Consider the following 24719-nt stretch of genomic DNA (forward strand, 5'->3'; position numbering starts at 1 on the left):
CGGGAGGGATCACGGCCGCGGCCACGGTCACGACCGGAGCAGCCACGGGAACCGGCTCAGGAACAAGCACCGCCGCCGCGGGTTGCACCGCGGGCGCGGCGCTTCGCTGCGACCAGCCGAACCAGGCAGCGCCCGCGGCAGCGAGCGCCGCGGCCACGATCCAGGCGCCGCGCCTTGCGGCGGAAGCGGTGCGGGCCGGCGCGGCCAGCGCGGGCTGCGCGTGGATGCCGCGGGCCGGATCGCGTTCGCGTTGGGCATCGGCCTTGCGCAGGGCATCGAGGATGTACGACATGCGCTTCTCAGGGTTCGGTGCGCAGGCGGGGTTCGTCGAGCCCCGCCGCGCGATTCAGTTGCATGTAGGTGAGCGGACCGGGCTGGCCGTCGGCGGGCAGGCCCTGCGCGAGCTGGAAGGCCCGCAGCTCCGCCCGCAGTCGCTCGTCCAGGCGGCTTCCGGGCGCAGGCACCGGCTGGCCCTTGCGGGCCGCGAGCTGCTGCGCGATCCAGTCGATCGCGACCCCGCCCTGCCCATTGCGCTGGCGTTCGCGATAGCCCTCCGGCACGCGCCACAGGGTCGCGAAATCGCCTTGCCAGCGCTCCGCGAACGCCGCCAGGGTCACGGTCTGCTCGGTGCCGGCCGCCTGCAGCGTGGCGCTGCTGTCGGTCAGGCGCGTGAGCACCGCGTAGGAAGGCTGGCCGGTGCGTGCGTCCAGCGTCACGATGCCGGGCCGGGCCAGCTGGCGGATCAGCGCGAGGCTCATGGTGCGGCTGAAGCACTGCACCTGCTCGCGGGAGAACGCCTCGCAGGCCTCGCCGCTCGCCGCGGGCAATTTCCAGGCGGCGCCCAGTTCGCGCCAGGCCTGCTGCGCGTCGTGCAGCAGGACCGGTGGCGGCGCGGGCGCCGGCGGAGGGACCGGCAGCGGCGCGGCAACCAGCAGCGCAACGGCCTGCGGCTCACGCGGCGCGGCGGTCGGCGACAGCGTGGCTGCACGCTCTTCGCCCAGGCGCGTGGCCGCGGCCAGCAGGCCGGCGCCTGCCACGAGCACCACCGCTCCGGCCACGACCGCCCCGCGCCACCTGGGCGCCGGCCGCGCGGCGGCGGGAAACACCTCCGCCGCGGCCTGGTCGACGATGCGCCGCGTCACCTGCCCCTGCCCGTTGGCATACGCGCCGAGCAGCGCGCGGTCGCACAGCAGGTTGATCCGGCGCGGCACGCCCCGGCTCGCGCGGTGCACCCGCCGGAGCGCGGCGCGGTCGAACGGCAGCGGCCGTTCCAGCCCGCAGACTTCCAGCCGGTGCCGCACGTACTGCGCGCTCTCGCCTTCGCCGAGCGCCTGGAGGTGGTAGCGCGCGATCACGCGCTGCGCCAGCTGCTCCAGCTCGGGCCGGGCGAGCATCTCGCGCAGCTCGGGCTGGCCGATCAGGATGATCTGCAGCAGCTTGCGTTCGCTGGTTTCCAGGTTGGTCAGCAGCCGCAGCTGCTCGAGCACCTCGGGCGCCAGGTTCTGCGCCTCGTCGATCACGAGCACGTTGTTGCGGCCGGCCGCATGCGATTGCAGCAGGAAGGCATTGAGCGGGTCGAGGTAGTCCTTCACCGTGGCGGCGCGCTGCGCCGGCGGGTTCGCCTGCACCCCGAACTCGTGGCACACCGTCTCCAGCAGTTCGAGCACGGTGAGCTTGGGGTTGAAGATGTAGGCCAGGTTGCAGTGCGCGGGCACCTGCTCCAGGAAGGAGCGGCAGACGGTGGTCTTGCCGGTGCCGATCTCGCCCGTCAGCAGCACGAAGCCGCCGCCGCCCTGCACGCCGTAGAGCAGGTGCGCCAGGGCTTCCCGGTGCTGTTCGCTCATGAACAGCAGGCGCGGATCCGGCGCGATGGAGAACGGCTCCTGCTTCAGCCCGAAATACGCGGCATACATGGGCGCAAGGATAGCGCGGCGCTGGCGCAAACCCGTGCATTTTCCAAGGGCCGCAGCTGGGAATCCCGGCGCGCAGGCGATTGCGGGAATGCGACGGACCGGGATAATCCGTCGAAAACCAGCCAGATGCCGCGCCCCCGCCGTTCCCTCGTCGCCCCGGACAACACCGACGCCTTCCAGCCCAGCCGCGCGCGGCCGGTGCGCGTGCGATCGCGCCACCTTCCGGCCGACGCGCACTTCGAGCCGCATCGCCACGCCTGGGCGCAGCTCGCCTACTGCGCCACCGGCATGCTGCAGGTGAGCGCCGCCGACCCGGACAGCGCCACCGGCGAAGTCACCTACATCGTGCCGCCGTCGCGCGCGGTGTGGATCGCTCCGCGCGCGCTGCATTCGGTGCACGTGCTGGAGGACGCCCAGTTCCGCACCCTGTATCTCGATGCCTCGGCGTCGCCGCCGGACTGGCAGGGCTGCCGCGTGCTGATGGTGTCACCGCTGCTGCGCGAACTGATCCCGGCCCTGGACGTGCCCGGCCTGCCGCGCGCTCGCGAAGACCTGCTGGTCTCCCTGGTGCTCGACGAACTGCGCGGCGCCGCCACGCAGGCGCTGGGCGTGCCGCTGCCGCCCGCGCAGGGCGGCGACAAGCGCCTGCGCGCCTTGTGCGAAGCCGTGCTGCGCGCGCCGGCGGAACGCGCGACGCTCGCCCAGTGGGCCGCCGACGTCGGCGCCAGCGAACGCACCATGGCACGCCTGTTCCGAGACGAGCTGGGCACCAGCTACCAGCAGTGGCGCCAGCAGGCCGTGCTGGCCCATGCGCTGCCCCTGCTCGCGCGCGGCGTGCCGGTGGGCCAGGTCGCCGCGGCGAGCGGCTATGCGAGCGAGAGTGCCTTCGCCGCCATGTTCAAGTCGGCGATGGGCCAGCCCCCGAGCCGGCTGCAGGGCAAGCCGGCCTGAGACGGCCCTGCTCGTCCGTTCCCGCGACGGGCCGCTGCATCTACACTGGCGGCGTGTCGACGATCCGCAGTGCCGGCCTGCTGATGTACCGCCGCCGCGGAGCCGCGGCCGAGGTGCTGCTTGCACATCCGGGCGGCCCTTTCTGGACGCGCCGCGACGATGCGGCATGGACGCTGCCCAAGGGCGAGATCGGCCCGCAGGAAGATCCGCTGGCGGCGGCCCGCCGCGAGTTCGGCGAGGAAACCGGCTTCGACAGCACGCCACCCTTCGTCCTGCTCGGCGAAGCGCGTCAGAAAAGCGGCAAGCGCATCACCGCCTGGGCCTTCGAGGGCGATGCCGACCCGGCGCGCCTGGTGAGCAACACCTTCGAGCTCGAATGGCCGCCGCGCTCGGGACGCATCCAGGATTTTCCGGAAGTCGACCGCGTGCGCTGGTTCGGCCTGGACGAAGCGCGGCGCAAGCTGATCGCCGGCCAGGTGCCCTTCATCGACAGCCTGGAGCAATGGCTGGCGGACGCGGATCGCGAAGCGGTGCCTGCGCCTGCTGCACGTGGCGCTTCACCCAGTCGATGATGCGTCCGGCGGCGTCCTCCCGCACCGAGGGCTCGCCCTGGCCGAGGAAGTGGTGGTCCTGCTGCGGGTACAGCACCAGTTCCGCCTGCGCGCGGCCGCCCTTCATCAGGCTCACGAAGAGTTCTTCCGACTGGCACTTCGGGCAGCGCTCGTCCTCGCAGCCCTGGAGGAACAGCGTGGGCGTAGCCGCCTTCTCCACGTGCTTCATCGGCGAGAGCTCGTTGGCGAGCGTGCGGTCGAAGCGGGCGTCGGTGCCCATGGAATACGGATCCGCGTAGTAGCCGCCGTCCGATGTGCCGTAGTGCGTCTCGATGTTGCCCACCGGGGACATCACCACCGCGGCGCGGAACTGCGTCGTGTGGCCGATCGCCCAGGCGCTCAGGTAGCCGCCGTAGGACTTGCCGGCGATGGCCACGCGCCCGTCGCACACGCCTTCTTCCTGCAGCCGGCTCACGGCGGCCTGGTGCTGCGGCAGGTCGTACTCGCCCCAGTGACCCGAGAGGCGGTCGCAGAACTCGCGGCCGTAGCTGGCGGAGCCGACGGCGTTGAGCGCCAGCACCGCCCAGCCCTGGGAACACAGCACCTGCCAGTACACGTTGGTGTCGAAGTCCAGCAGCGCATAGCTCGCGGGACCGCCGTGCACGTCGTTCAGCAGCGGCAGCGGACCGCTCGCGCCCTCGGCACGCAGCAGCCAGCCCTCGATCGTCTCGCTGCCGCCGCGCCCATCGGGCACCTCGAATTCCCGGACTTCCGCGAGGATGGGCGTGCGCTCCTTCCACCAGGGATTGAGGTCGCTCAGCTGCCGCTCGCCCTGGCCGTCCGGCCCGCTCAGGAACACTTCGCTGGGCTGCGAAGGGTGCTCGACGACGTAGGCCACGCCGTCGCCCACCGGCGCGATCGCGCCGAACTGGCGGTCGCCCTGCACCAGCACCTGAAGTCGCGCATCGGCCGCCTGGATGCGCACCAGCTGGTGGCGGCCGCGGTGCTGGCGAGAGAGCAGCAGGCTGGCGGAATCCGGCGACCAGTGCACGGATTCCGCTTCGGTCACCTGCAAGTCTGCGTCGCCGAGACGGCGGATGCGGCCGGACGCGAATTCCAGGAGGTAGAGGTTGGTCTGGGCGTCGCCCTCTTCCACCGTCGCACTGAAGGCGATCCAGCGGCCGTCGGGCGACCACACCGGGCGCATCACGGTCGCGAACTCCGTGGTGAGCTGGCGCGCTCGCGAGCCATCCGCGTCGCAAACCCAGAGGTCGGAGCGGTGCGCGAAGCGCCCCTCGCGCGTGCGCGCATGGGCGATGTGCCTGCCGTTGGGCGCGATGCCGAAGGCCAGAACGTCGAACGGTCCGTCGGTGAGCTGGCGGTGCTCGCCGCTCTTCGCGTCGAGCGAGAACAGGTGGATCTCGCGGGCCAGCATGTAGCCCATGCCGTCGCTCTTGTACGGCAGCTTCCAGGCCACCTGCGGCTGCACTTTGGGCTGCTTCGGCTTGCGGCCGTTGGCGCGTGCGCCGCGCCAGTCGGGGTCGACCGGTACCGCGGCCGTGACCACGAGCGCATTCGCATCGGGCATCCAGCGCAGGCCGGACACGGCGCCGGGCAGCGAACCCAGCGCACCGGCCTCGCCGCCGTCGTGCGGCAGCAGATGGACCGCTGCGGTGCCACCGCGGTCCGAGAGGAAGGCAAGCTGCCGGCCGTCCGGGGACCAGCGCGGGGACTTGTCGAGTCCCGGCCCGCGGGTGAGCTGGCGGGGCGATCCGCCCTCGACCGGCAGCGACCAGATGCAGGAGAAGTAGTCGTCCTGGTCCCGGTCCACGGCGTGCACGGTGCAGGCGATGGCGCGCCCGTCGGGCGCGCCATCGAGTTCCGTGGGATTCCGGTGGAGGTAAAGGTCCTGGACGGAGAACGGCTGCGTCATGCGCGAGATCGTGCGGCGCGCCTCCGTTCACCCCTGTAGGACCGCGGCGGATGCCGCGCGGCGTGGCTGCGCACGCCGCAACGCTCAGGCCTCGGCGAACGCGGGCTGGCGCGAACGCTGCCTCTGCGATGCGACGTACTCGGGGCTGGCGAGCTCTTCCTCTTCGTCCTCGACCTGCGCGGTCGCGGCATGCTCCCAGGCCGCGCGGATCGCCGGCAGCGCCTCTTCGTATTCCAGCCGCGAGTCGCCCTTGATGCGGACCCAGTTGGCGCACAGCGACTTCTCCGCCTCCTCGAACCGGCCGCCGTACTGGGCGAAGCCGATGTAGCCGACGCAGTACGCGGGCGCGTAGTCGTCGTAGCTCAGGTCGGCGCAGTAGTAGGGCTGCGACCAGTAGACGCTCTGCCAGTACGCGTCTTCCAGCTCGGGCTGGATGCGGCCGTCGATGCGGACCTCCGGTTCGTCTGCTTGTTCCTGCCAGAAATCCTGTGCGAGGGCGGTCATGGCCATTTCTCCGTGTGTTTTCGCTTGGGGAGAATGATCGCGAACGAGCCAGCCCGACCGTGTAGGACGCCCGGGCCGCGGTGTTGTCGGAAGCCGTACCCGTGCGATGCAGGCGGCCCTCCCGGCGCCTCGCACGAAAGGGACCACCGGGCCTGCGCGGGGCATGTCGCCTCGGCGGCTTGCACCCGGCGCACTGGCGCGGATACTCTGCGGCTCATCGGAGGCAAGCATGGAAATCAGCGGCAAGGTAGCGGTGGTCACGGGCGGCGCCAGCGGCATCGGCGCGGGCATGGCGGAACGCTTCGCGCGCGAAGGCGCCGCGGGCGTGGTGGTGGCCGACGTGAACCTCGAACGTGCCCAGGGCGTCGCGCGCGGCATCGGCGCGCAGGCCATCGCGGTACGCTGCGACGTCAGCCGCGAGGCCGACATCCAGCAGCTGGCCCAGCAGGCGCGCGAGCGCTTCGGCCGCATCGACATCTGGTTCTCCAACGCCGGCATCCTCGGGCGCATGGGCGGCATCGAGCTGGAGGACGCGCTGTGGGACAAGATGTGGCAGATCCATGGCATGGCGCACGTGTGGGCGGCGCGCGCGGTGATCCCGGAAATGATCCAGCGGGGCGAGGGCTACTTCCTGGTGACGGCCTCCGCCGCGGGGCTGCTGAACATCGTCGAGTCGGCGCCCTACGGCGTGACCAAGCATGCCGCGGTGGCCGTCGCCGAGTGGCTGCGGATCGCCTACGGCCGCCAGGGCATCCGCGTGTCCTGCCTGTGCCCGCAGTCCGTGCAGACCGACATGACGCGCGACGGCACCGGATCGGCCGGCATCGACGGCGTGCTCACGCCGGAGCAGGTGGCCGACGTCGTGGTGCAGACCATGCGCGAGGAGCGTTTCCTCGCCCTGCCCCATCCCGAGGTGGCGAAGTACTTCCTGAACAAGGCGCAGGACTACGACCGCTGGCTGGGGGGCATGCAGAAGCTGTACGCACAGCACACCAAGCCAGCGCCGGCCTCGTAGGGTGGGCAGGCTTCGCTTGCCCACCATGCATTTGATCCGGCGCAAAGTCCTTGCGCGCGCATGCCGCAAGAATGCATGCATGGCCAAGAAGTTCCCGATCCTGCCGGCCCACCCCGAACGCACCTGCTGGGGCTGCGACCGCTACTGTGCCGCCGACGCGATGATCTGCGGCAACGGCACGGAACGCACGCAGCACCCGAGCGAGCTGTTCGGCGAAGGGTGGGAGCGCGAAGGACTGGACCCGCTGCGGCCCCCGGACCCGGCGAACGCGGAGGTCAGGACGCCGTGATGTGGCGCTCCTTGATCACCGCGCCGTAGCGCCGGCTGTCCTCGCGCATCACGGCGCCAAACTGCGCCGGCGTGAGCGGCGTGGGATCGGCGGCCAGCGCCGCGACCTGCGTCTTCACGCCGGGCAAGGCGAGCGCCGCGTTCACCTCGCGGTTGATGCGCTCGATGATCGCCGGCGGCACGCCCTCGGGCGCATAGAGGCCGTGCGTGGTGCCGGCATCGAATCCCTTCAGGCCCACTTCGTCCAGCGTCGGCACGTCCGGATACAGGGGCGAGCGGTGCGGCGCCGCGATCGCCAGCATCTTCAGCTTGCCGGCCTTCACGTGCTGCAGGGCGATGCCCGGATCGAAATAGAAGTCGATCGCCCCGCCCAGCAGGTCCTGCAGGGCCAGCGAGGCGCCGCGGTACGGCACGTGCACGGCGAAGACGTTGGCCTGGCTCTTGAGCATCTCGCCGGCGAGGTGCAATCCCGTGGCATTGCCCGCGGAGCCGTAGGTCACCTTGCCCGGGTTCTTCTTCAGGTAGGCGAGGAAGCCGCGCACGTCCTTCACGGGCAGGTCGCCGCGCGTGACGAGGAACAGGTTGAGGCGCGCGAGCGCCGCCACCGGAACCAGGTCCTTCGCCGGGTCGAACGGCATCCTGGCGAACACGTGCGGATTGGTGGTGATGGTGCTGCCCGCCGTCATCAGCAGCGTGTAGCCGTCGGCCGGCGCCTTGGCCACGAGCTCGGCGCCGATGATGCCGCTCGCACCCGCGCGGTTGTCGATCACCACCGGCTGGCCCAACGCCTGCTGCAGCGGCTGCGAGATCGCCCGCACCAGGGCGTCGGGCGAACTGCCGGCCGGGAAGTTGCAAACGATCTTGATGGGGCGCGACGGCCAGCCGTCGCCCTGGGCGTGCACGCTCCAGGCGAGACTGCCGGCGGCGGCGGCACCGGCTTGCGCGAGGAAGCGCCGGCGCGAGGGAAGGAAATGCGGGTCCATGCTCTCTCCTGTTCTCAGGCTGCCACCGGCAGCCCGGTGAAGTTCTCGGAAAATTCCAGCCGTCCGGGGACGGTGGTGGTCATGTATTCGAGGTCGGCCCGCTGCAGGCGCCGCACGAACGCGTTCTCGCCGGGGAACTGGTGCACCATCGTGCACAGGCCCGCGGCGAAGCGCTGCACCAGCCACATGCGCTCGAGGCAGACCTCCGAATAGCGCTCCAGCCAGTCGCCCCTGCCGCGCCGGTAGTGTTCCGTCAGCGCGCGGCCCAGCACCTTCACGTCGGCCATCGCGGAGTTGAGTCCCTTGGCGCCGGTCGGCGGCACGATGTGGGCGGCATCGCCCGCCAGGAAGAGCCGCCCGTGCTGCATCGGCTCCGAAAGGAAGCTGCGCATCGCGGTGACGCCCTTCTGCGTGATGCGGCCTTCGTTGAGCGTCGGCAGGCCGGGCACGTCCAGCCGCTTGTGCAGCTCGGTCCAGATGCGGTCGTCCGACCAGTTGTCCGGGCTGTCTTCCGGCGCGCACTGCAGGTACAGGCGCGTGACGCTCGGCGAACGGATGCTCATCATCGCGAATCCGTCCTCGTGGCAACCCCAGGTGATGTCCTCGATCGCGGGCTTCGCCTCGGCCAGGATGCCCAGCCAGCCGAAGGGATAGATGCGGTCGTAGACCTTCAGCCGGTCGGCCGGGATGGCCGTGCGGCTCACGCCGCGGAAACCGTCGCAGCCGGCGACGAAGTCGCACTCCAGCGTGGCCGCCTCGCCGCGATGCTCGAAGTGGATGCGGGGGCGCTGGCCGTCCAGGCCTTCGATGCGCGTCACCGGCGCGTCGTACAGCACCGGCCGGCCGGTGCGCTCGCGTGCGGCCATCAGGTCCGTCACCACCTCGTGCTGCGGATAGACCCAGGTGTGGCGGCCGCAAGTGGCCGCGAAGTCGATCGGGTGCGACTCGCCGTTGAAGCGGAAGTCGATGGCCCGCTGCTTCAGGCCTTCGGCGGTGACGCGATCGCCCACGCCGAACTCCCGCATCATTTCCACGGTGCCCTGCTCCAGCACGCCGGCCCGCAGCCGCGCGCGCACGTGCTCCTGGCTGGAGCGTTCCAGGATGACCGACTCGATGCCCTGCAGGTGCAGGATCTGCGCCAGCATGAGCCCCGAGGGCCCGGCTCCGATGATGCCGACTTGGGTGCGCATCAGGCCTGCTCCTCGAAGGTGATCAGGCCCATGCCGGTGGTCATGGGCGCGTAGTAGTTGCGGTGCACCTTCCTCGCCGCCGGCGACAGCGCGCCGCGCATCACCAGCCACATGATCAGCTCGATGCCTTCCACGCCGTACTTCTCCATCATTTCCTGGTGGGTGAGGCGCGTGAGGCTCTCGGGATCCTGCTCCAGCCGATCGAGGAAAGCGAGGTCCTCCTGCTGGTTCATCGCGCCGAAGTCCGCTCCGGTGAGCTGGTGCGACATGCCGCCGGTGCCGACGATCGCCACCTTGATGTCCTTGGGGTAGCTCTCCACCGCGCGGCGGATCGCCTGTCCCAGCCGGTAGCAGCGGCGCGCCGTGGGCAGCGGATGCTGCAGCACGTTCACCTGCACCGGGATCGACGCCACCGGCCAGCCGCCTTCCTGCGGGTCGAAGCACAGGTGCATGGGCACGAGGAAGCCGTGCTCCACCGCCATCTCCTGGCATACCGTGATGTCGAACTCGTCGTACACCAGCGCCGTGCACAGGTGCTGCGAGAACTCCACGTCGCCGCCGATCGCGGGCAGCGGCCGCACGCCGAAGCCCTCGTCGGCGATCGCGTAGCGGTCCGCGCAGCCGACCGCGAAGGTGGGGTACTTGTCGAAGAAGAAGTCCGCGCCGTGGTCGTTGTAGACCATGATGCAGACGTCCACCTTCCGTTCCTGGAGCCACTCGCGCACCGGCACGTAGGCGTCGAACAGCGGCTTCCAGGCCGGCGTGGCCGTCCTGCCGCGGTCGTAGGCGCCGCCGATGGAGGGAACGTGGGAGGTGCCGATGCCGGCGACGATGCGTCCCATCAGGTGGCTCCCGCGTCGTTGCGGGTGGCGAGGAACTGCTCGTAGCTTTCGCCACGCATCTTCGCGCCCATCTTGTACAGGCCGTTGCCGGTGACGACACCGAGCTTGAGCAGGAAGTAGATGTTGCCGCCGGCGGCCAGCAGGCCGGAGAAATCGCGCTGGCGCACCAGCTGCTTCTCCTCCTCGTTCAGGTGGTGGGCCGCCATGAAGGCTTCCTCGTCGCGCTGGAACGCCACGCGGTTGGCCGCGACGGACAGCGCATTGCACATCTTGTTGATGCGATAGCCGCGCCAGGAACTGGCGAGGTCGAAGACTTCGGAACCCTGGATGCGGGCGCCTGGGGTGAGTTGTGTGGTGGACATCGGGTGGGGCTTCAAAGGATGCTGCCCAGTCTAGGAGCCACCCCGATAATTCATCTATACAACTACCTGCGCGCCATGTCCCTAGCCCAGCCCCGCACCGTCGACGACCTGCTGAACTACCGGCTCAGCCGCCTGTTCGCGGCCAGCGGCGCCATGGTCGTGCGCCTGTGCGAGGGCCGCTACGGCATCACGCGGCGGGAGTGGCGCCTGATCGCGCTGCTGGCGGCGCACGGCGCGATGTCGCCGTCGGAACTGGCCGAGCGCGCGCACCTGGAGCGGGCCCGCACCTCGCGCCACATCACCGAACTGACGGAGAAGCGCCTGATCCGGCGCGTGCCGGACCTGGAGGATCGCCGGCGGGCGCAGGTGGATCTCACCGAGGAGGGACGCCGGCTGTACGACGAGCTGTTCCCGCAGTCGGTCCACTTCAATGGCGAGGTGCTGTCCGTGCTCTCGCCGGCCGAACTCGCGGCCTTCGAGAACGCACTCGACAAGCTGACGCAGAACGCGGAGCACATCGCCGCCGGCAAGCCGGTGGCGGAGAAGGCCGACCGCCGCCACGGCGGCGCGCGGCGGTTGCGGAGCCGCTAGAGGCCTAGCTGTCGGTGGTGCCGGGATCGATCCCCGTCACCACCCGCGCATAACGCTGGCGGCTCCAGTAGGCCGAGCCCCAGTCGATCAGCACGACGAGCCGGTTGCGGAATCCGATCAGGAAGTAGATGTGGGCGAACAGCCAGAACACCCACGCGAACCAGCCGCTGAACTGGATGCGGCGCCACGGCGTCCAGAGATCCACCACCGCCGAATTGCGCCCGATCGTCGCGAGGTTGCCGTAGTCGCGATAGCGGAAGGCCTCCGTCGGCTCGCCGCGCAGGCGCCGCAGGATGTTCGCGGCGGCGGTGCGGCCCATCTGCTTGGCCGCCGGCGACACTCCCGGCACCGGGCGCGCATCGTGTCCCTTCAAATGGCTTTGCGCCGACGCGAGGTCGCCGATCACGCTGATCTCGGGATGGCCCGGCACGCTCAGGTCCGGCTCCACCGGCACCCGGCCCGCGCGATCGGTGCGCGCGCCGGCCGCCTCGGCGATCTGCCGCCCGAGCGGCGATGCGGCCACGCCCGCGGCCCACACCATGCAGCGGCTCTCCAGCCGCCAGGAAGCTTCGCCGCCCTGCACCTCCAGGCCTTCGTCGTCGATGGCCGTGACGCGCGAGGACACGCGCACTTCCACGCCCAGTTTTTCCAGCTGCCGCTGCGCGCTCGCGCTCAGGGCCTCCGGCATGGCCTGCAGCACGCGCGGTCCGCCCTCCACCAGCAGGATGCGCGCGGCGGCCGGATCGATGCGGCGGAATTCGCCGGGCAGCGTGTCGCGCGCGATCTCCGCCAGCGTGCCCGCCATCTCCACGCCGGTCGGCCCGGCGCCGATCACCACGAAGGTGAGCCAGGCGGCGCGCCGCTGCGGATCGCTTTCCTTTTCCGCCGCCTCGAAGGCAAGCAGCACGCGCCGGCGGATCTCGAAGGCGTCGGCCAGCGTCTTCAGCCCCGGGGCGAAGCGCGACCAGTCGTCGCGCCCGAAGTAGCTGTGGGTCGCGCCGGCCGCCACGACCAGGTGGTCGTAGGGCAAGGACTGCCCGTCGCGCAGCTTCACCTCGCGCGCGGCGGCGTCCACGGCCACGACGTCACCGAGCAGCGTGGTGACGTTCGCCTGGTGGCGGAACAGGTGCCGTGCCGGCGCCGCGATCGCCGGCGCCGCCAGGCCCGCCGTGGCGACCTGGTAAAGCAGCGGCTGGAACAGGTGGTGGTTGGTCTTGTCGACCAGCGTGATCGCGACCTCGGCGCCGCGAAGCGCGCGAGCCGCCTCCAGGCCGCCGAAGCCGCAGCCGACGATGACGATGCGGGGAATCACTGACGCTCAGTCTAGCAGCCGATGCTTGAGCGCGTAGTACGTGAGGTCGCTGTTGGAGTGCGCATCGAGCTTGCGCATCAGGCGGGCGCGATAGGTGCTGACGGTCTTGGCACTGAGCGACAGTTCCGCAGCCACCTGCCCCGCGGTGCAGCCCTGGGCGAGCTTGAGGAAGACCTGCAGTTCGCGCGCCGACAACTGTTCGTGCAGGCCGCCCGGCGTCGGCGTGATCACCTGCGATGCGAGCAGCTCCGCGACGACCGCCGTGATGTAGCGCTGTCCCTGCGCGATGCGCCGGATCGCCGCGCAGATCTCCGAGGGTTCGCAGGCCTTGTTCAAGTAGCCGCTCGCGCCGTTGCGGATCAGCGGCACGGCGTACTGGTGTTCGGGATAGCCGGAGAGCACGAGCACGCCGACGTGCTCCGCCTTGGCCTTGATCATGGTGAGCGCATCGATGCCGCTCTGCCCCGGCATGTCGAGATCGAGCAGCAGCACGTCGAGCGCCTGCGTGCGCACGAGGTCGATCGCTTCGCGGCCGGAGGCCGCCTCCGCGACCACGCGGATGCCATCCTGTTCGTCGAGGTAGCAGCGCAGCGCCGTGCGCGTGATGGGGTGGTCGTCGGCAATGCCGACGCGGACGGCGCGCAACGCGTACACCCCCTGAGGCGGGGGACCCGCCTGCTCGCGTTCGCCGAAGCGATGCAGCTTCAAGGCCATCCTGTGCTCCCGAGCCCGAAGGCTCGACGGGACCATTAGGTAACAGGCCCTGCACCGGTCCTGTAGTCCTGCACCTACACGGGAGTCGGGAAATTTCGCAAGCTTGCGATTCGTCCTCGCCCTACTTGGGCTCGACGTCGGAGACGTCGGCGAGGCGTCCGCGGGCCACGGCGGCGGCGTCCGCGCGCGGCGTGCGGCTGGCCGGCGGCTGCGGCGCGCGCCGCATCATCTCCTCGAAGACGCTGCGCGGCCCCATGCGCATGCCGAAGGGCGTGACGGGACGGCCGGTCAGCCGCGCCCAGCCGGCGCGCAGCAGCCACGCTGCCATGAACAGCACGAACACGACCGTGACGACCGCGGCGGCGACCAGGCCGACCGCCAGCAGCAGGACGCGCAGGAGGATATGGGTCAGGAAAGGCATCACGCTTGCATTGTCGGGCACATGCAAAAACTGCCGGAGCCTGGGGGCTCCGGCTGCTGCCGGCCAGGCATCAGGCGGCCGCCCCTTCGCGCCGCGGCGCCTGTGCGCCATTGAAGTGGAACACGCCGGGCTCGCGCACCGGATCCACCTCGACGCCGATCGCGCTCTTGGGCGGGAAGCGCCCTTCGAGGATCAGCCGCGACAGCGGGTTCTCGATGCGCTGCTGGATCGCGCGCTTGAGCGGCCGCGCGCCGAACACCGGGTCGAATCCGACCTTCGCGAGCTCCTCCAGCGCCGCCGGAGAGACTTCCAGCTGCAGGTCCATCTTCGCCAGGCGCTGCTCCAGCACGCGCAGCTGGATCTTCGCGATGCGGGCGATGTGGTCGGCGCCGAGGCCGTGGAACACCACCGTCTCGTCGATGCGGTTCAGGAACTCGGGCCGGAAGTGGTTCTTCAACTCGTCCCACACCGCGTCCTTCACGTCCTCGTAGGGCTTGCCCACCATCGCCTGGATCATGTGCGAGCCGATGTTGGACGTCATCGCGATCACCGTGTTCTTGAAGTCCACGGTGCGGCCCTGGCCGTCGGTGAGGCGGCCGTCGTCGAGCACCTGCAGCAGCAGGTTGAACACGTCGTGGTGCGCCTTCTCGACCTCGTCGAGCAGGATCACGCTGTACGGCTTGCGGCGCACGGCTTCGGTGAGGTAGCCGCCCTCCTCGTAGCCGACGTAGCCCGGGGGCGCGACGATCAGGCGGGCCACCGAGTGCTTCTCCATGAACTCGCTCATGTCGACGCGGATCAGGTGTTCCTCGCTGTCGAACAGGAAGTTCGCCAGCGCCTTGCACAGCTCGGTCTTGCCCACGCCGGTCGGGCCGAGGAACAGGAAGGAGCCGGTCGGGCGGTTCGGATCGGACAGGCCCGAGCGCGAGCGGCGGATGGCGTTGGCCACCGCGCTGATCGCTTCGTCCTGCCCCACCACGCGTTCGTGCAGCTTGTCTTCCATCAGCAGCAGCTTCTCGCGCTCGCCCTGCATCAGCTTGGACACGGGGATGCCGGTGGCGCGCGCCACCACCTCGGCGATCTCCTCGGCGCCCACCTGCGTGCGCAGCAGCTGCGGCTTGCCGCTCTTGCCCTTCTGCGTCTCGGCCGCCTGCGCCTCCTTGAGCTGCTTTTCCAGCGCCGGCAGCTTGCCGTACTGCAGCTCGGCGACCTTGTTGAAGTCGCCCTTGCGGGTGGACTCCTCGATCTGGTGGCGCAGCTTGTCCATCTCCTCGCGGATCTGGGCACTGCCCTGCGCGGCCGCCTTCTCGGACTTCCAGATCTCCTCGAGATCGGAGATCTCCTTGCTCAGTCGCACGATCTCGTCGGCTATCAGTCCCAGGCGCTTCTTCGAGGCTTCGTCCTTTTCCTTCTTCATCGCCTCGCGCTCGATCTGCAGCTGGATCATGCGGCGGTCGAGGCGGTCGATGGCTTCGGGCTTGGAGTCGATCTCGATCTTGATCTTCGAGGCCGCCTCGTCGATCAGGTCGATCGCCTTGTCCGGCAGGAAGCGGTCGGTGATGTAGCGATGCGAGAGTTCGGCGGCGGCCACGATCGCCGGGTCGGTGATGTCCACGCCGTGGTGCGCCTCGTACTTTTCCTGCAGGCCGCGCAGGATGGCGATGGTCGCCTCCACGGTCGGCTCGCCGACGAGGATCTTCTGGAAGCGGCGCTCCAGCGCGGCGTCCTTCTCGATGTACTTGCGGTATTCGTCCAGGGTGGTCGCGCCCACGCAGTGCAGCTCGCCGCGGGCGAGCGCGGGCTTGAGCATGTTGCCGGCGTCCATCGCGCCTTCGGCCTTGCCGGCGCCGACCATGGTGTGCAGTTCGTCGATGAAGACGATGGTCTGGCCTTCGTCCTTGGCCAGCTCGTGCAGCACCGTCTTCAGGCGCTCCTCGAACTCGCCGCGGTACTTGGCGCCGGCCAGCAGCGCCGCCATGTCCAGCGACAGCACGCGCTTGTCCTTCAGCGTTTCCGGCACCTCGCCGTCCACGATGCGCTGGGCGAGGCCTTCGACGATCGCCGTCTTGCCCACGCCCGGTTCGCCGATCAGCACCGGGTTGTTCTTGGTGCGGCGTTGCAGGACCTGGATCGCGCGGCGGATCTCCTCGTCGCGGCCGATCACCGGGTCGAGCTTGCCCTGGCGGGCGCGCTCGGTGAGGTCGAGGGTGTACTTCTTCAGCGCCTCGCGCTGGCCTTCGGATTCGGCGGAGTTCACGTTCTGTCCCCCGCGTACCGCATCCACGGCGGCTTCCAGCGACTTGCGCGAGAGGCCGTTCTCGCGGCCGATGCGGCCGATGTCCTGCTTGGTGTCGGCCAGTGCCAGGAGGAAATTCTCGCTGGCGATGAACTCGTCGCCGCGCTTGAGCGCCTCCTTCTCGGCCTGCTGCAGCAGTCCTGCGAGGTCGCGGCCGACGCCGATCTGTTCCTGGCCCTGCACCTGCGGCAGCTTGTGCATCGCGCCCTCGGCGGCCGCCAGCAGGCCGGGCACATTGACGCCGGCCCGCTGCAGCAACGCGCGCGGACCGTCCTCCTGCCGCAGCATCGCCACCAGCAGGTGCGCCGGCTCGATGTAGGCGTGGTCGTTGGCAAGCGCCAGGCTCTGCGCGTCGGCCAGGGCTTCCTGGAACTTGGTGGTGAGCTTGTCGATTCGCATGGAAAAAACTCCGTTACGGCCCAGATAGGCTTGAGGCGGTACTTTTCAAGGTCGCACCACTGTAGGCGGCTCAGCCTCGACAGGAGGGTGACTAGAATCGGGCGGATGCAGATCCACCAGATGTCGGTGACCTACCTGCCCGAGCAGGACCGCATCCTCATGCGCATCAACACGACCGAAGGCGAGGAGATGCGCATGTGGCTGACGCGCCGGCTCATGGTCGGCCTGTGGCCCCTGCTGTCCAAGCTGCTCACCGAGCACCTGCTCAAGCTGGAGTCGGCGGGCGCGTCGCTCGCGGGCGCCAACGCGGAGCTAAAAAGGATGCTCGCGGACTTCCGCAAGGAGGAGTTCCTGCAGCACGCGGACTTCGACACGCCCTACAAGGAAGAGGACCGCCTGCCGCTGGGGGAGGATCCGCTGCTGGTGACGGACGTGGATGCGACGCCGCTCGCGAACGGGCCGCTGCGCCTGAACTTCAACGAGCGTGCGCCGGGCGGCGACGCCAAGCCGCGCAGCTTCCAGATGGAGATGCAGCCCAAGCTGATGCAGGGGCTCATGCACCTGCTGGACCAGGCGCTGCTGCAGTCCGGCTGGCGCGAAGGCTTCGCGCCGGTGGCCCCGGTGGAACCGCCGGCGGAGGAAGGCGGCGGCGACGCGTCGCGGCCGCGGTATTTGAATTGACGCCTGCGCGGGAATGACGGGTTATTTGACGCTCTGCAGCGAGAAGCCCGCCACCTGCTTGTAGTCGTCGGAGATGCGGCGCAGTTCGTCCTGGCTCACCAGGTCGTCGATGCTGCCCGGGAAAGGCTTGCCGCCGCTGAGCTCGTCGGCCTTCATGATGATGAAGTCCGGCGGCACGGTGCGGTTGGTCTCCACCACCTTGGCGGTGGCGGGCAGCCGCAACGACTCGTAGCGTTGCAGCGCCTGCACCAGGTCGCCGCCCTCCGCGAACAGGTCGGACAGCGTGCGGGCGTCGATCAGCGCCTGCGCGCTGCCGTTGGAGCCGCGCGGGTACATCGGGTGGGCCGCGTCGCCGAGGAAGGTCACGCGGCCGAAGGTCCAGCGCGGCACGGGGTCCTTGTCGACCATCGGGTACTCGAGGATCTCGCTGGCCGTGGCGATCAGGTTGGGCACGTCGAGCCAGTCGAACTTCCAGTCCTGGTAGATCGGCAGCACGTCTTGCAGCCGGCCCGGCTTGTTCCAGTCGTTCATGCCCATGTCGGGATGGCGGATCTCGGCCGTCCAGTTGATCAACTGGTTGCCCTTGCCATCCACGTTGTCGACGATCGGGTAGATCACGATCTTGCCCGTGTCGATCGAGCCGATGCGCATGTAGGTCTTGCCGGTGAGGATCGGCTTGTGCACCGTCACGCCGCGCCAGGTGTTGATGCCGGCGAAGGCGGGCTTCTCCTGCGGGTAGAACTGGCGGCGCACCGCCGAATTCACGCCGTCGCAGGCGATCACGATGTCGGCCTGCACCGGCGCGCGCGGCTGGCCGTTCGCGTCGTTGAAGAACAGCGTGGCCTTGCCGCCGTCCTGGTCCACGCCCGTGCAGCGGTGCGCGAGGTGGATGCGCTCCGCGCCGATCCGCTGCAGCGCCGCCTGGTACAGCACGCCGTGCAGCTTGCCGCGGTGCATGCCCAGTTCCGGCACGCTGTAGCCCGCATGCCGGCCGCGCGGCTCGCGATAGATGTACTGGCCCCAGCGGTTGAAGAACACGCTCTCCAGGTTCTCGATGCCCAGGGCCTCCAGCTGGGGCTGCACGCCCAGCGCGGCCAGCTCCCTCACGGCGTGGGGCAGCAGCGTGATGCCGACGCCCAGTTCCTTCACTTCGGCGACGCCCTCGTAGACGTCGCAGGCGATCCCGCGCTGGTGCAAACCGAGCGCCAACGCGAGGCCGCCGATGCCTCCCCCGACTACTGCAATGCGCATGTCTTTTCTTTACTCAGGCTTGATGTTGGCCGTGCGGACCACGTTGGCCCAGCGTTCGGCGTCGCGCGCCACCAGGCGCTTGAAATCGTCCGGCGTGCTCCACTGCGGGTCCATGCCCTGCGTCTGGAACGCGGTGCGCACTTCCGGCAGCGCGAGGATGTCCTTCAGCTCGCGGTTCAGGCGGTTCACTTCGTCGGCGGCCGTGCCGGGCGGGGCGAAGATGCCGAACCACATGTCGACGTTGACGTTGCCGGCCTTCGCCTGCGCGATGGTGGGCACGTCGGGCAGCAGCGCGTGGCGCTTGTCGCTGCCGATGGCCAGCGCGACCAGCTTGCCGGACTTGACGTGCGGCAGCGCCACGTGGATCGGCAGGAACATCGCGTCCACCTGGCCGCCCAGCAGGTCGGTGACGGCCTGCGAGGTGCCGCGGTAGGGGATGTGGGTGAGGAACACGCCCGCGGTCTGCTTGAACAGCTCCATGGACATGTGGTGCGGCGTGCCGACGCCGGGGCTGGCGTAGTTCAGGCGGCCCGGCTTGGCCTTGGCGGCGGCGACCAGGTCGCCCGCCGTCCTGAATTTCGTGCCGGGATGCGTGACCAGGATCAGCTGGCCCCAGCTGGTGAGCGCCACCGGCACGAGGTCCTTGAGCGGGTCGAAAGGCAGGTGCGGATACAGGCCGCGGTTCATCACCAGCGTGTTCACGCTCACCAGCAGCGTGTTGCCGTCCGCCGGGGAGCGCACGACGGCTTCGGTGCCGATGTTGCCGGAGGCGCCGGTGCGGTTCTCCACGACCACCGGGCGGTTCAGGCGCTGGCTGAGGCGCGGGCCGACGGTGCGGGCCACGATGTCGATGCCCGTGCCGGGCGTGAACGGCACCACGAGCTTCAGCGGGGCGCCGCTGCCGGCGGGCTGCTGCGCCTGCGCGGCAAGAGCCAGGCCTGCGAGGGAAAGGACGGCCGCAGCCGCGCGCATGAGTTGTTTCATTGCGATTCGGTGTTGCGAGTTGGCATGCTAACGATTATGGAACTGGCCGCCCCGGTGCACAATGGGCGGATACCCTCAATCACCGCCCACCCGCAGTGCCCGCAGCCACCAAGCTCCCCACCAGCCTCTCCCGCCTCTATGCCAGGCCCGGCTTCCTGCTGCGACGCGCCCACCAGATCTCGGCGGCGGTGTTCGAGGACGCCTGCAAGGAGCTCGCCCTGACGCCGGCGCAGTTCGGCGTGCTCACCGTGCTGCAGGCGCATCCCGGGCTGGGCCAGTCCAGCCTCGCGCGGGCGCTCGGCTTCGACAAGGTCACCGTGCTGCGGGTCCTGCGCGGGCTGGAAACGCGCGGCTTCGTCGCCCGCGGTCCCTCGGAGGACAACCGCCGCAACGTGTCGGTGAGCCTGACCGCCGAAGGCACGCGGGTGCTGCAGCAGGCGCAGAGGCCGGCGGAGAAGGCCTACAGGCGGCTGATGGGCCCCCTGGACAAGGAGCAGCAGGACCAGCTGCTGTACCTGCTGCAGCTGCTGACCGGCGAACTGGAGGAGGAGGCCCGCGCCGCCTTCGTGCCGCCCCCCGCGCCAGCGAGCCGTCAGGCCGCCTGAGCGCCCGCGGCTATGCTCGCCGCATGGCCGACTCCCACCGCCTCCAGCCCCTGCGCCGCCTGCTCCTGGCAGGCCTCTTCGCCACCGCCTGTGGCCTCGCCCAGGCCCAGTCCGGCCCGCCGATCCGCATCCTGGTCGGCTTCCCGCCCGGCGGCGGCACCGACGCGATCGCCCGCACGCTCGCCGAGAAGCTGAAGGACCAGCTGGGCGCGCCGGTGGTGGTGGAGAACCGTGCCGGCGCGGGCGGCCAGATCGCGGCGCAGGCGCTGAAGGCCGCGGCCGCCGACGGCCACACCTTCTTCCTCAGCCACGACCACTCGATCTCGATCCTGCCGCTGGTGACGAAGAATCCCGGCTTCGATCCGGCCGTGGACTTCGTGCCGGTCGCCGGCTTCGCGACCTTCGCCAACGCGCTGGCCGTCTCCGGCGGCACGCCGGCGAAGTCGGTTTCCGACTACGTGCGCCACGTGCAGCACGCCGGCGGCAAGGACACCATCGGCGTGCCGGCCCCGGGTTCCATCCCCGAGTTCCTGGTGGGCATGGTCGGCAAGCGCTACGCGCTGGACCTGCAGGCCGCGCCGTACCGAGGCAGCGCGCCCATGATGGCCGACATGCTGGGCCACCAGATCAAGGCCGGCGTGGCGTCCATTCCGGACTTCATCGAGAACCACAAGGCGGGCAAGCTGCGCGTGGTGGCGGTGATCGGCGACAAGCGCCAGGCCATCCTGCCGGACGTGCCGACCTTCGCGGAGCTGGGCATCAAGGGCCTGGAGGACCTGCCCTACTACGGCCTGTTCGCACCCGCGGGCACGCCGCAGCCGGTGCTGGACCGCTTCAACCAGGCGCTGGCGAAGGTGATCGCGATGCCGGACGTGCGCGAGCACCTCACGCAGATGGGGCTGACGGTGGCGTACCAGCCGCAGGGGGCGTTCACGAATCGCGTGAAGGGCTATACGGCGAGCTGGGAGCGGATCATCAAGGCGAGCGGCTTCCAGCCGAAGTAGAAGCCGGACAACCGGACGTCCGGTTTCAGCCGTTCCGGCTCGCGATCCCCCACCGCTCCAGCGCCGCATCGTCCGCCACGCGCGCATCCACCCAGCGCTCGCCCTCCGGCGTGGTTTCCTTCTTCCAGAACGGCGCCTGGGTCTTCAGGTAGTCCATCAGGAATTCGCAGGCGCGGAAGCTCTCGCCGCGGTGCGAGGACGTAACCACCACCAGCACGATCTGGTCCTGCAGCTGCAGCGGACCCACGCGGTGGATCACTCGGGCGGCACGGATGTCGAAGCGGCGGAAGGCCTCGTCGATCATCCGCTCGATCGCCTTCTCCGTCATGCCGGGGTAGTGCTCCAGCTCCATCGCGCTCACCGCGCTGCCGTCGTTGCGGTCGCGGACCGTGCCGATGAAGCTGCAGACGGCGCCCACGCCGGGATCGTCGCGACGCAACGCGGCGATCTCCGCGGCGACGTCGAAGTCCTGCGTCTGGATGCTCACGCGCGCGGCCATGGCTTCAGCCCCCGGTGACGGGCGGGAAGAAGGCGACCTCGCAGCCCTCGCGCAGGGCCACCGATTCGTCGCTCATGTCCTGGTCCAGCGCCATGCGCACGGCCTTGCCGCGCGCCAGCGCCGTGGCGTAGGGCTCGCCGCGCGCGATCAGCTCGTCGCGCAATGCGCCCAGGGTTTCGCCGCGGGTCTGCAGCGATTCCCCGCCCTGCCCCACCGCTTCGCGGACCGAGGCGAAATAGCGGATCTTGACGTTCATGCGAGCAGCTCCGCCAGCGGCAGGAAGCGCACCAGGTCGCCCCGCGCGATCGACTGGCCGCCGGCCACGTCGATCAGGCCGTCGGCCCACACCGTGGACGTCAGCACGCCGGAACTCTGGTTGGGAAACAGCTCCAGGCCGCCTTCCGCATTGCGGCGCGCGCGCAGGAACTCGCGGCGCTTGTCGGCGCGCGGCCAGTCGAAGTGCGCCGGCAGGCGCACGGCGGTCGGGGCGATCTGCGTCGCGCCCTGCAGCTTCAGCAGGAAAGGCCGCACCAGCAGCAGGAAGGTGACGAAGCTGGAGACGGGATTGCCCGGCAGGCCGATGAAGTGCGCATCGGCCACGCGTCCATACGCGAATGGCTTCCCCGGCTTCATCGAGATCTGCCAGAGGTCCAGCGAACCGAGCTGCTGCACCGCCGGCTTGATGTGGTCTTCCTCGCCGACGGACACGCCGCCGCTGGTGAGGATCAGGTCGTTGTCGCGCGACGCCTCGCGCAGCGCCAGCACGGTGGCCTCGCGCTGGTCCGGCACGATGCCGAGGTCGCGCACCTCGCAGCCCAGGCGCTGCAGCAGGCTGCGCAGGAAGAAGCGGTTGGAGTTGTAGATCGCGCCCGGGCGCATCGCCTCGGGGGCAACCGTGCCCGGCATCACGAGCTCGTCGCCGGTGGAGAACAGCGCCACGCGCGGGCGGCGCGCCACTTGCAGCTTGTCGCGGCCGATGCTGGCGGCCAGGCCCTGCGCCGCGGGACCGATGCGGTCGCCGCGCGCCAGCACCGTGCTGCCGCGGGTGATGTCCTCGCCGCTCGCGCGGATCCACTGGCCGCGCGACGGCACGCGCAGGATGCGCACGCGCCCGTCGTCGAGAGGCTCGGTGTCCTCCTGCATCACGATCGCGTCGGCACCTTGGGGCACAGTGGCGCCGGTGAAGATGCGCGCGGCCGTCCCCGGTTGCAGCGGCTGCGCGGCCGCGCCGGCGGGGATGCGCTGGCTCACCGGCAGCGGCACGCCCTCGTCGGCGATCTCCGCGCTGCGCACCGCATAGCCGTCCATGGAGCTGTTGTCCTGCGGCGGGACCTGCAGCGCGGACACGAGGTCCTCGGCCAGCACGCGGCCGTCGGCCTCGAAACTGGAAACCGTCTCGGTGCCGGCCAGCGGCTGCGCATGGGCCAGCAACGCCGCCAGGGCGTCGTCCAGGGGTCGCAGCGGCGGCCGCGGCGTCATCACGCGTATCTCTCCGGGTCGTAGTCGAACCGGTCCCCATTCTCGACCAGCCACTGCGCCACGGCGTCGGGGTGGTTGAGATCCAGCACCGGCCGCAGGGTGGACTGCGGCAGCTGGTCCGGCGAGTCGGTGGCGATCGCCACGACGAAATCGTCGTCGGGGTAGCGGGCCGGCTTGCCGGCGGCGGCGCGCCAGACCTCGACCTTCAGCAGGTTGCTGCCCTTGAAGCCCTCGACCAGCACCCAGTCGACGCCGTCCCACAGCTCGGCCAGCAGGTGGTGCACCGACAGCGGTCCCTGGTGCTCGAATTCGCGCATCAGCGCGAGACGGCGATCGGAAGCGACGACCACCTCGAAGGCACCCGCTTCGCGGTGGCGATAGGTGTCCTTGCCGGGATGGTCGATGTCGAAGTCGTGGTGCGCATGCTTCACCACGGACACCCGCAGGCCGCGCATCTTCAGCGCGGGGATCAGCTGTTCCACCAGGTGGGTCTTGCCCGCGCCGGAGAAACCCGCGAAGCCGACGACCTTCATGCGCAGTGCGTCGCGATGAATTGCTTGATCTGCGCGGCGTCGGCCGGCAGCACGGTCACGCGCTTGGGCAGGTCTTCGATGCCGATGAACTTCGCGGGGCGGTCGGGCTCGCGGCCGAGGGCCTCCACGATGGTCGCGGCGAACTTGATCGGCAGCGCGGTCTCCAGCACCACGATCGCTTCGCCCGGCTGGCGGCGCTCGCGCGCGACCTTCAGGCCATCGGCCGTGTGGGTGTCGATCATGGTGCCGAAGCGCTGCCAGGTGTCGCGAATCGTCGCCAGGCGGTCGGCGTGCGTGCTCTTGCCGGAGACGAAACCGTACTGCTCACGCGCCCGCCGCATGACCTCTTCGCCGAGGTGGAACTGCCCTTGCGTTCCGAGCTCTTCGCCGAACAGCTTGCGCAGTTTCGCGGCGTCCCGTCCGAGCAGGTCGAACACGAAGCGCTCGAAGTTGCTCGCCTTGGAGATGTCCATCGAGGGGCTGGAAGTCTCGTAGGTGTCCTGGCTGCCGCGCACGCGGTAGGTGCCGGTGCGGAAGAACTCGTCGAGGACGTCGTTCTCGTTGGTGGCCAGCACCAGGCGGGCGATCGGCAGGCCCATCGAGCGCGCCACGTGGCCGGCGCAGATGTTGCCGAAGTTGCCGGAGGGAACGGCGAAACTCACGCGCTCGTCATTGGACTTCGTCGCCTGGAAGTAGCCGGCGAAGTAGTAGACGACTTGCGCGACCAGCCGCGCCCAGTTGATCGAGTTGACCGTGCCGATGCGGTACCTGCGCTTGAACGCGAGGTCGTTCGACACCGCCTTGACGATGTCCTGGCAATCGTCGAAGACGCCTTCGACGGCGAGGTTGTGGATGTTCGGGTCCTGCAGGCTGAACATCTGCGCCTGCTGGAAGGGGCTCATGCGGCCGTTCGGGGACGTCATGAACACGCGCACGCCCTTCTTGCCGCGCATCGCGTATTCGGCGGCGCTGCCGGTGTCGCCGGAGGTCGCGCCCAGGATGTTCAGCTCTTCGCCGCGGCGGCCCAGTTCGTACTCGAACAGGTTGCCCAGCAGCTGCATCGCCATGTCCTTGAAGGCGAGCGTCGGGCCGTTGGAGAGGGCCTCGAGGACCACGCCCTCTTCCAGCTTCTTCAGCGGCACGATCTCGCGCGTGCCGAACACCTCGGGGGTGTAGGTCTTGCGGCAGATGGCGCGCAGGTCGTCCGCCGGGATGTCGTCGATGTACAGCGACAGGATCTCGAACGCGAGCTCGTGGTAGGGCAGGCCGCGCCACCTGGCGAGCGTGGCGGCGGCTACGCGCGGATAGCTTTCAGGCAGGTAGAGGCCGCCATCGGGCGCCAGGCCTTCGAGCAGGATCTCGCAGAAGTGCTTGCGGTCCGGGTGGCCGCGGGTGGACAGGTACAGCATGGGTCGGCC

The 24719-nt window shown here is 69.9% G+C and carries 26 protein-coding genes and 1 pseudogene; 8 read left to right on the forward strand and 19 right to left on the reverse strand.

The genetic code is table 11. The annotated features are described in order from the left end of the window. Both VF522_RS12765 and VF522_RS12770 read right to left on the reverse strand, forming a co-directional pair. A pseudogene (locus tag VF522_RS12765) lies at positions 1–292 on the reverse strand (hypothetical protein); the annotation flags it as partial. Between the two features lie 7 nt (positions 293–299). Then, complete coding sequence (locus tag VF522_RS12770; protein ID WP_330908649.1) at positions 300–1913, reverse strand: ExeA family protein; 1614 nt, start codon at positions 1911–1913, stop codon at positions 300–302. Between the two features lie 126 nt (positions 1914–2039). Between VF522_RS12770 and VF522_RS12775 the strand changes: the two genes are divergently transcribed. Together VF522_RS12775 and VF522_RS12780 are read left to right on the forward strand one after the other, a co-directional pair. After that, entirely contained in the window at positions 2040–2864 is an 825-nt protein-coding gene (locus VF522_RS12775) for a helix-turn-helix transcriptional regulator (RefSeq protein ID WP_330908650.1), read from the forward strand. 53 nt (positions 2865–2917) lie between these two features. Next, complete coding sequence (locus VF522_RS12780; RefSeq protein WP_330908651.1) at positions 2918–3436, forward strand: NUDIX domain-containing protein; 519 nt, start codon at positions 2918–2920, stop codon at positions 3434–3436. Here the strand turns inward: VF522_RS12780 and VF522_RS12785 are convergent. Together VF522_RS12785 and VF522_RS12790 are read right to left on the reverse strand one after the other, a co-directional pair. Continuing rightward, positions 3348–5348: a S9 family peptidase gene (locus tag VF522_RS12785; RefSeq protein ID WP_330908652.1), complete on the reverse strand. Its 2001-nt coding sequence runs from the start codon at positions 5346–5348 to the stop codon at positions 3348–3350. The two genes, VF522_RS12780 and VF522_RS12785, sit on opposite strands and share 89 nt — an antisense overlap. A gap of 84 nt (positions 5349–5432) precedes the next feature. Then, a complete protein-coding gene (locus VF522_RS12790) occupies positions 5433–5852 on the reverse strand; it encodes a hypothetical protein (protein WP_330908653.1) in 420 nt (139 codons plus the stop codon). 229 nt (positions 5853–6081) lie between these two features. Here VF522_RS12790 and VF522_RS12795 point away from each other — a divergent pair, with 229 nt between their 5' ends. Continuing rightward, a complete protein-coding gene (locus VF522_RS12795) occupies positions 6082–6867 on the forward strand; it encodes an SDR family oxidoreductase (protein ID WP_330908654.1) in 786 nt (261 codons plus the stop codon). A 79-nt stretch (positions 6868–6946) separates the two neighbouring features. Continuing rightward, positions 6947–7156, forward strand: coding sequence for a DUF3079 domain-containing protein (locus VF522_RS12800; protein ID WP_330908655.1), 210 nt, complete (start codon positions 6947–6949; stop codon positions 7154–7156). On the opposite strand, the gene VF522_RS12805 is transcribed toward VF522_RS12800, so the two are convergent. The 4 genes from VF522_RS12805 to VF522_RS12820 are packed head-to-tail and all read right to left on the reverse strand — an operon-like array spanning position 7143 to position 10532. Continuing rightward, positions 7143–8138, reverse strand: a complete 996-nt coding sequence (locus tag VF522_RS12805; RefSeq protein WP_330908656.1) for a tripartite tricarboxylate transporter substrate binding protein — start codon at positions 8136–8138, stop codon at positions 7143–7145. The genes VF522_RS12800 and VF522_RS12805 overlap by 14 nt on opposite strands. A 14-nt stretch (positions 8139–8152) precedes the next feature. After that, positions 8153–9328: a 4-hydroxybenzoate 3-monooxygenase gene (locus tag VF522_RS12810; protein WP_330908658.1), complete on the reverse strand. Its 1176-nt coding sequence runs from the start codon at positions 9326–9328 to the stop codon at positions 8153–8155. Then, positions 9328–10170, reverse strand: coding sequence for a class III extradiol dioxygenase family protein (locus VF522_RS12815; protein ID WP_330908659.1), 843 nt, complete (start codon positions 10168–10170; stop codon positions 9328–9330). Before VF522_RS12815 ends, VF522_RS12810 begins: the two co-directional genes overlap by 1 nt. After that, complete coding sequence (locus VF522_RS12820; protein WP_330908660.1) at positions 10170–10532, reverse strand: protocatechuate 3,4-dioxygenase; 363 nt, start codon at positions 10530–10532, stop codon at positions 10170–10172. Before VF522_RS12820 ends, VF522_RS12815 begins: the two co-directional genes overlap by 1 nt. A 75-nt stretch (positions 10533–10607) precedes the next feature. On the opposite strand from VF522_RS12820, the gene VF522_RS12825 reads away from it, so the two are divergent. Then, the gene (locus tag VF522_RS12825) at positions 10608–11123 is read left to right on the forward strand and encodes a MarR family transcriptional regulator (protein ID WP_330908661.1); all 516 of its coding nucleotides are present in this window, start codon (positions 10608–10610) and stop codon (positions 11121–11123) included. Between the two features lie 4 nt (positions 11124–11127). On the opposite strand, the gene VF522_RS12830 is transcribed toward VF522_RS12825, so the two are convergent. From VF522_RS12830 to clpB, 4 genes are all read right to left on the reverse strand, one after another. Further along, positions 11128–12432: an NAD(P)/FAD-dependent oxidoreductase gene (locus VF522_RS12830; protein WP_330908704.1), complete on the reverse strand. Its 1305-nt coding sequence runs from the start codon at positions 12430–12432 to the stop codon at positions 11128–11130. Positions 12433–12441: 9 nt separating this feature from the next. Then, on the reverse strand, positions 12442–13149 hold the full coding sequence (locus tag VF522_RS12835) for a response regulator transcription factor (protein WP_330908662.1): 708 nt from the start codon (positions 13147–13149) through the stop codon (positions 12442–12444). A gap of 121 nt (positions 13150–13270) precedes the next feature. Then, positions 13271–13570 carry a hypothetical protein gene (locus tag VF522_RS12840; protein ID WP_330908663.1) on the reverse strand — a complete coding sequence of 100 codons (300 nt, stop codon included), beginning with the start codon at positions 13568–13570 and terminating at the stop codon, positions 13271–13273. 70 nt (positions 13571–13640) lie between these two features. Further along, on the reverse strand, positions 13641–16265 hold the full coding sequence (gene clpB / locus VF522_RS12845; RefSeq protein WP_330908664.1) for an ATP-dependent chaperone ClpB: 2625 nt from the start codon (positions 16263–16265) through the stop codon (positions 13641–13643). A 105-nt stretch (positions 16266–16370) separates the two neighbouring features. Between clpB and VF522_RS12850 the strand changes: the two genes are divergently transcribed. After that, positions 16371–16946 (forward strand): hypothetical protein, encoded by a 576-nt coding sequence (locus VF522_RS12850; RefSeq protein WP_330908665.1) that lies wholly within the window; start codon positions 16371–16373, stop codon positions 16944–16946. 21 nt (positions 16947–16967) lie between these two features. On the opposite strand, the gene VF522_RS12855 is transcribed toward VF522_RS12850, so the two are convergent. Continuing rightward, a complete protein-coding gene (locus VF522_RS12855; RefSeq protein ID WP_330908666.1) occupies positions 16968–18197 on the reverse strand; it encodes a flavin-dependent oxidoreductase in 1230 nt (409 codons plus the stop codon). A 9-nt stretch (positions 18198–18206) separates the two neighbouring features. Then, entirely contained in the window at positions 18207–19181 is a 975-nt protein-coding gene (locus tag VF522_RS12860) for a tripartite tricarboxylate transporter substrate binding protein (RefSeq protein ID WP_330908667.1), read from the reverse strand. Between the two features lie 95 nt (positions 19182–19276). On the opposite strand from VF522_RS12860, the gene VF522_RS12865 reads away from it, so the two are divergent. Then, entirely contained in the window at positions 19277–19786 is a 510-nt protein-coding gene (locus tag VF522_RS12865; RefSeq protein ID WP_330908668.1) for a MarR family transcriptional regulator, read from the forward strand. Between the two features lie 23 nt (positions 19787–19809). After that, a complete protein-coding gene (locus VF522_RS12870) occupies positions 19810–20790 on the forward strand; it encodes a Bug family tripartite tricarboxylate transporter substrate binding protein (RefSeq protein WP_330908669.1) in 981 nt (326 codons plus the stop codon). Between the two features lie 25 nt (positions 20791–20815). On the opposite strand, the gene VF522_RS12875 is transcribed toward VF522_RS12870, so the two are convergent. Genes VF522_RS12875 through thrC form a run of 5 tightly spaced genes read right to left on the reverse strand, consistent with a single transcriptional unit; the run spans position 20816 to position 24710 of the window. Further along, a complete protein-coding gene (locus tag VF522_RS12875; protein WP_330908670.1) occupies positions 20816–21289 on the reverse strand; it encodes a molybdenum cofactor biosynthesis protein MoaE in 474 nt (157 codons plus the stop codon). Between the two features lie 4 nt (positions 21290–21293). Beyond that, entirely contained in the window at positions 21294–21545 is a 252-nt protein-coding gene (gene moaD, locus VF522_RS12880; RefSeq protein WP_330908671.1) for a molybdopterin converting factor subunit 1, read from the reverse strand. After that, a complete protein-coding gene (gene glp / locus VF522_RS12885; protein WP_330908705.1) occupies positions 21542–22768 on the reverse strand; it encodes a gephyrin-like molybdotransferase Glp in 1227 nt (408 codons plus the stop codon). Before glp ends, moaD begins: the two co-directional genes overlap by 4 nt. Continuing rightward, entirely contained in the window at positions 22768–23301 is a 534-nt protein-coding gene (gene mobB / locus VF522_RS12890; RefSeq protein WP_330908672.1) for a molybdopterin-guanine dinucleotide biosynthesis protein B, read from the reverse strand. Before mobB ends, glp begins: the two co-directional genes overlap by 1 nt. After that, on the reverse strand, positions 23298–24710 hold the full coding sequence (gene thrC / locus VF522_RS12895) for a threonine synthase (RefSeq protein ID WP_330908673.1): 1413 nt from the start codon (positions 24708–24710) through the stop codon (positions 23298–23300). The genes mobB and thrC overlap by 4 nt, the downstream gene beginning before the upstream one ends. Positions 24711–24719: the final 9 nt, after the last annotated feature.

The organism is Ramlibacter sp. (genome assembly GCF_036383835.1).
In the GTDB taxonomy this organism is placed as follows: domain Bacteria; phylum Pseudomonadota; class Gammaproteobacteria; order Burkholderiales; family Burkholderiaceae_C; genus Ramlibacter.